Below are 5,525 nucleotides of genomic sequence, written 5' to 3'. Positions count from 1 at the left end.
GTCCAGCAGGGCCCGCGCCGTCTCCCCGTCCGATCCCGCGGGCAGGCCGTACACCAGCCGGTCGGGGTGCAGGGTGTCCTGGACGGCGAAACCCTCCCGGAGGAACTCCGGGTTCCACGCCAGCAGCGCGCCGGGCACCTTGCCCACCACCAGCTCCGCCAGCCGCGCCGCCGTGCCCACCGGCACCGTCGACTTGCCCACCACCAACTGCCCGGGCGCCAGCACGTCGAGCAGCGACTCCGTCGCCGCCTCCACGTACCGCAGGTCCGCGGCGTACTCACCGTGCTTCTGCGGCGTCCCGACGCAGACGAAGTGCACGGCCGCCCCGGCCGCCTCTGCGATGCCGGTGGAGAACCGCAGCCGCCCGGTGGCCAGCGTGCGCTCCAGCAGCTCCTCGAACCCCGGCTCGAAGAACGGCGCCCGCGCCTGGGACAAGGCCTCGATCTTGCGCTGGTCGACATCGACGCCCACCACGTCGTGGCCCAGTTCCGCCATCGCGGCGGCGTGCACGGCGCCCAGGTATCCGCAGCCGATGACCGAGATCTTCATTGTGTTGCTCCAGTTCGTCGTCGATGCTCGCGCGGACGCGTGTCCGGCGGGAGTGCAGAGAAGGGGTGTTCCGCAGGGAACGGGTCGGTCGGAGGACGGTCGGTGGTGCAGGGGTGCGCGGCCGGTCCCGTCACAGGGCCGCGTTGGACGCCAGCTCCAGGGCCTTCGGGAGCCAGAAGGTGCCGGCGGGGGGCCCGCCGTTGCACGTGCCGTCCGAGACGCCGGGTGTCTTGATCCAGAACAGCCCGTCGACCCGGGGATGCTGTGCGACCAGCGTGCCAGGCCGCCGGCCGAGACCGAGGCCGCTGGCGTTGCACCACTCCGTCTCGTCCGCGCCGGCCGCTCCGTTGCGGCTGGTGTCCACGACGTACTGCTTGCCCCCGGTCATCGCGGACACGCGGTCCCCGTACTCGAAGGCGGACCGGTCGTCCGCGTGGCCGGCGACGTTCAGGCTGAAGCCGTCGGCACGCCCCACGTTGGCGCGGTGCAAGAGGTCGGCCATGACCCCGGGTGACACCCACAGCGAGGCGTCCAGGTAGATCCGCGCCTCCGGGCTGTTCTCCCGGAGGATGTCGACCGCGATCCGGAGCGTGCGCAGCCGGGCGGCTCGTTCCTCGCCTGACATCTCGAGGGACTGTGCCAGGGCGTCCGGTTCCACGACGATCATCGCCGGCGCATCCCCGAGGTGGTGGGCCACCGCGCCGACCCAGGCCAGGTAGTCAGCACTGTTCGTGAAGCCCCCTGCGGAATAGCTGCCCAGGTCCCGGTTCGGGATGCCGTAGAGGACGAGCGGCACAGGTGTGCCCTTCGCTGCTCGCGCCCAGGTTGCGACGGTCCTCGGCTCGGTGTCCTCCCCGATCCAGTTGAACGTGGGGTGCTCCGCGAGGACCTGCAACGCCGGGTGCTCGCCGACGTACCGATCCACCTGCTTCGGCCCGTTCCACAGGACGACGCCGGTGCTCGGCAGCTCCCTCGACGCGGTTCCGATCGTCATGACCAGGAGGAGGCAGAGCACCCATCTCGCGGCGGTCGACAGTGACCGCCGCGAGACGAGCGGGCTTCTCACCGGCGGGCCTCCACGCGAGGTCAGGCCTGCGCCCGGCGCAGCCGGAGCGGGAAGCGGCCGCCGTTCCGCTCCCGGGGCTGACGCTCGATCCATGCCTGCCACGCGATCGGAACCCAGGTGTAGGCGTTCAACGCGCTGAACAGGAGGACCGGGAAGATGTCCACGATCGAACGTCCGTCCATGAACCAGTGCACGACGCCGGCCACCATGACGGCGTTGGTCAGCGCGGTCCAGCCCACCATCAGCCGGGTCACGTGGGTCGTCATCCCGGTCTTCCTGGTCTGACCGGTGGGCACCCAGTCAGCGGCCCGCCCACGCAGTGCGTGCCAGATCGCGGCGGCATGGGCGAAGGAGGAGATCGTGTAGACCCGCAGGGTCACCGGACGCCACCGCGTCTTGTGGATGAGCGCGATGAGGGGGTACAGGAGGAAGGTCGGGATCAGCCAGTAGAAGTTGGAGATGTTGATCCGGTCCGGCAGGAACCACAGCATGATCAGCGTGGGCAGGGAGAGCACGTACACACCCACGCCGGTGCTGATGTAGTAGCCGAACCCCGTGAAGAAGCACAGGCGCTGCCGGTAACGCAGGGGAGCGTCGTGGAAGGCCCGGTCGGCGAGCAGGCTCATCGAGCCCAGGCACCAGCGGTACTGCTGGGAGATGAACGACGAGAGCTTGTCGGGGCACAGGCCCTTCGCGACCACGATGGGCACGTAGATGGTCCTGTAGCCGACCTTCATCAGGTTGACGCCCGTGTGCACGTCCTCGGAGTGACCGATCTGAGCGAAGCCGCCGGAGTCGTGCAGAGCGGAACGCCGGTAGATGGCGCAGGTGCCCACGCAGATGGGTGCGCCGAGCTTGTCACGGGAGACCTGGGCCCACCGGTAGAAGCTCTCCTGCACCGACCCCGCGGACTCCTCGAGCCAGCCCTGACGCTTCTTGTCCGCGTCGAAGAACTGCGGGGACTGCACGATGGCGATCGTCGGGTCGCCGAAGTACGGGACCAGTTCGGTCAGGAAGTCGGCTCGGGGGCAGAAGTCGGCGTCGAAGATGACGATGAGGTCGCCTTCGGTGCGGTCGAACGCGTACTTGAGGTTGCCGGCCTTCTTCAGCAGCGGCCGGTTGTCCCGTACGTCGTAGGTGAAGCCGTACTCCGCGGCCAGCTCGGCCACCTCCGGGCGAGCGGAGTCGTCCATGACCCGGACGACGAGCCGCCCGGCCCAGGACATGCGCGCCACGTGCTCGTAGGTGTTCCGCAGGACGTCGAGGGGCTCGCCGGCCGAGGGCAGGAAGACGTCGATGCTCGGGATGCTCTCCGGATTCCACAGCCGGACGATGCGCTCGTGGTCCATGCGGGAGATCCGACGGCGCCGGGTCGTGGCGATGTGGGTCAGGATCATGTAGCCGATGAAGATCGTCGCCATCGGCCAGAACAGCCACAGCAGCGGGGTGGTGGCCGAGAAGAGCACGAGGCTCGTCGCGGCCGAGCACGCCGCGATGGTGCGGGCCGTGATGAACCAGATGTGCTGGTTGCCGAAGTAGGCGAACTTGTCCTCGTCGGACGGCGCCTGTGGCAGGTTGTCGACGACGGGAGCCCGGCCCGGGAGCGGGCGCCACGTCGACCGCTCCTTTACCGACACCGTCGCAACCGACGGGGAGGAAAGAATGTCCGTCATGACTGCTCCTCGAAAATGGGGGCGAGCATGGGCGAGAGCCACGCCGCATACGTGTTCGTGATGTGACCGGCGTCGCGGCGGACCGTCATGTTGCCCACCACGGAGGGGCACGTGTCGGTGCAGAAGAACGGCAAGGTGTCGACGAACTGGAAACCGGCCGTCTCCACCGCTGATCGCACGGCCGAATGGCGTTCGGGAAAAATCGAGAAGGCTTCATCGGCGGGGACAACGCACTGCGAAGCATCGGCGAGGTTCTCCTGCAGGCACGCAACCGGGTCCTCGCCGACGTACGGCGTGTCCTGGAGGTAGACGATCCGGCTGGTGGTTCCGGACATCTCGCGCAATCCGTCGACGGTGCCGCTGGACCATTCGGTGTCGGTCAAGGAGCTCCAGACCACCTGATCGCTCTGGCTGGACACGATGACGTCCGGATTCAACTGCCGCACCCGCTCGTGGATGTCTTGCCGCCAGGTGCTGCACTCGGTGTACGAGCGTTTGATCTGGTCGTTCCAGACCGGGCCCACGTCAGCGATCGGGCAGGCCGACTTCGTCCAGCTGTAGAGCTTGTATCCCTGGGCACGCGCCTGCTCGTCCAGCGCAGCGAACCACTGCTGGGCATGTGAGTCACCGACGAGCACCATGGTCCTGGAGCCCTGTGGGTCGCCGAATTGGCACACCGGCTGCTCGGTGGCCTCGAAGTCCAGATGGCATCCGTCCTTGCTCGAGCGAGGAGTGTCATCGGCCGCCACGTCCAGACTCGGCGTCAGGTTGGACGGCAGCTCCGTGATGCCGACACTGGCATCGATTGCCTGGGTGACCCCGGTCAGGTCCGCGGTCCGCAGGGGCGCCGCCTGGCGCGCCTGCCCCGTCCCCACGAGGTTGGGCAGCGTCACGAGCACCACGAGCGCCGCGCCGACCGCGACCGCGGACATGACCGACCCCGCCCCGAGCCAGCCCCGGAGGGAGAGGCTGTGCCGCGCCGCGGCGTTCTCGAGGAAGTAGGTGAGCACCGCGGCCCAGAAGGCCAGGAAGACCAGCTCGAGGTTGAGTCCCCAGCCGAACTCCTGGCCTGCCCACGCCGGCAGCAGGATCAGCAGCGGCCAGTGCCACAGGTACCAGGCGTAGGAGACCTTGCCCATGTACTGCATGACCCCGTGGCCGAGCACCCGCTGTGCCGACGGCACCGTGCCGAGCGTGCCGGCGGCCAGCACCGCGGTGGCGCCCGCCACCGGGACGATCGCCGCCCAGCCCGGGAAGAGCGTCTGGTCCGTGTACAGGAAGGCCGTCGCGACGATCGCGGCCAGGCCGGCCCAGGCCAGCGTCGCACGGACCCACTGCGGCATGACCAACCGGTTGTGCGCCAGGGCGAGCAGCGCTCCGGCGCCCAGCTCCCAGGCGCGCGTGTGGATGGAGAAGTACGACAGCGACGGGTCCTGAGGCGTCTGCAGGATCGACGCGAGCAGAGTGACGGCTGACAGGACGACGATGGCGCCCACCATCAGCTTCTTGTAGTGCTCCCGGCGTCCGACCAGCAGGCACAGCGCGATGAGCAGCGGCCAGACGATGTAGAACTGCTCCTCCACCGCGAGTGACCAGAAATGCTGCAGTGGAGAGGGTGGAGCCGTCGCGTTCTGGTAATCGACGCCCTCGAGGGCGAGGTGGTAGTTGATCCCGTAGATCGCCGAGTAGAAGACCTCCTTCACGACCGACTGTGCCCGCGTCACCGGCAGCACGAATGCCGCGATGACGACTGTGAAGACCAGGACGAGCGCTGCAGGCGGCAGGAGCCGGCGCATGCGCCGACCGTAGAAGCGGGAGAAGGAGATCCGGCCCTCACGGTCGGCCTCCGCCTTCAATGCCAATGTGATCAGGAAGCCCGAGATCACGAAGAAGACGTCGACACCGACGAATCCTCCGGTCACGCCCGGAACGCCGGCGTGGTAGAGCAGCACGAGCAGAACGGCAACTGCCCGGAGACCTTGGACGTCGGCCCGGAATCGGTGCGGACGAGCCTGTGGTTCAGGAGGAGGAAGAAGTCGGGATTCAGAAGTCAGAGATGCCGCGGTCACAATTGCAACAATGTCCCGTCTGGGCACAGCGGTGCCCCGCGTGGAAAGCGGAATTCAGCGCATCTACGCGTGCGTCATTGATCGCGAATGCGAGGTCCATGCGGTTCCGCCGGCGTCTGTGCCACACGGTGACCGCGGATGTCGAAGGCCTCCGCAGAGGCTCGGGTC

The 5,525-nt window shown here is 68.2% G+C and carries 4 protein-coding genes; all 4 read right to left on the bottom strand.

Features of this window, described 5'->3' with window-relative positions; all coding sequences use genetic code 11:
- A partial coding sequence (locus tag VN520_RS05585; protein ID WP_325745719.1) for an NAD(P)-binding domain-containing protein occupies positions 1-549 on the bottom strand: 549 nt, incomplete at its 3' end.
- 130 nt (positions 550-679) lie between these two features.
- Positions 680-1,543: a glycoside hydrolase family 6 protein gene (locus VN520_RS05580; protein WP_325745718.1), complete on the bottom strand. Its 864-nt coding sequence runs from the start codon at positions 1,541-1,543 to the stop codon at positions 680-682.
- A gap of 92 nt (positions 1,544-1,635) precedes the next feature.
- Positions 1,636-3,288, bottom strand: coding sequence for a glycosyltransferase family 2 protein (locus VN520_RS05575; protein WP_325745717.1), 1,653 nt, complete (start codon positions 3,286-3,288; stop codon positions 1,636-1,638).
- On the bottom strand, positions 3,285-5,240 hold the full coding sequence (locus tag VN520_RS05570; protein WP_414719772.1) for an acyltransferase family protein: 1,956 nt from the start codon (positions 5,238-5,240) through the stop codon (positions 3,285-3,287). Before VN520_RS05570 ends, VN520_RS05575 begins: the two co-directional genes overlap by 4 nt.
- Positions 5,241-5,525 lie beyond the last annotated feature (285 nt).

Source organism: Streptomyces sp., assembly GCF_035563135.1.
Lineage (GTDB): Bacteria > Actinomycetota > Actinomycetes > Streptomycetales > Streptomycetaceae > Streptomyces.
The sequence above is the reverse complement of the archived record's forward strand: the minus strand, read 5'-3'. Positions and strand labels throughout refer to the sequence as shown.

Excerpts from the sequence above, each read along its gene's own strand:
- VN520_RS05580 (WP_325745718.1), bottom strand. The coding sequence starts at position 1,543 with ATGACGATCGGAACCGCGTCGAGGGAGCTGCCGAGCACCGGCGTCGTC.
- VN520_RS05575 (WP_325745717.1), bottom strand. The coding sequence starts at position 3,288 with ATGACGGACATTCTTTCCTCCCCGTCGGTTGCGACGGTGTCGGTAAAG.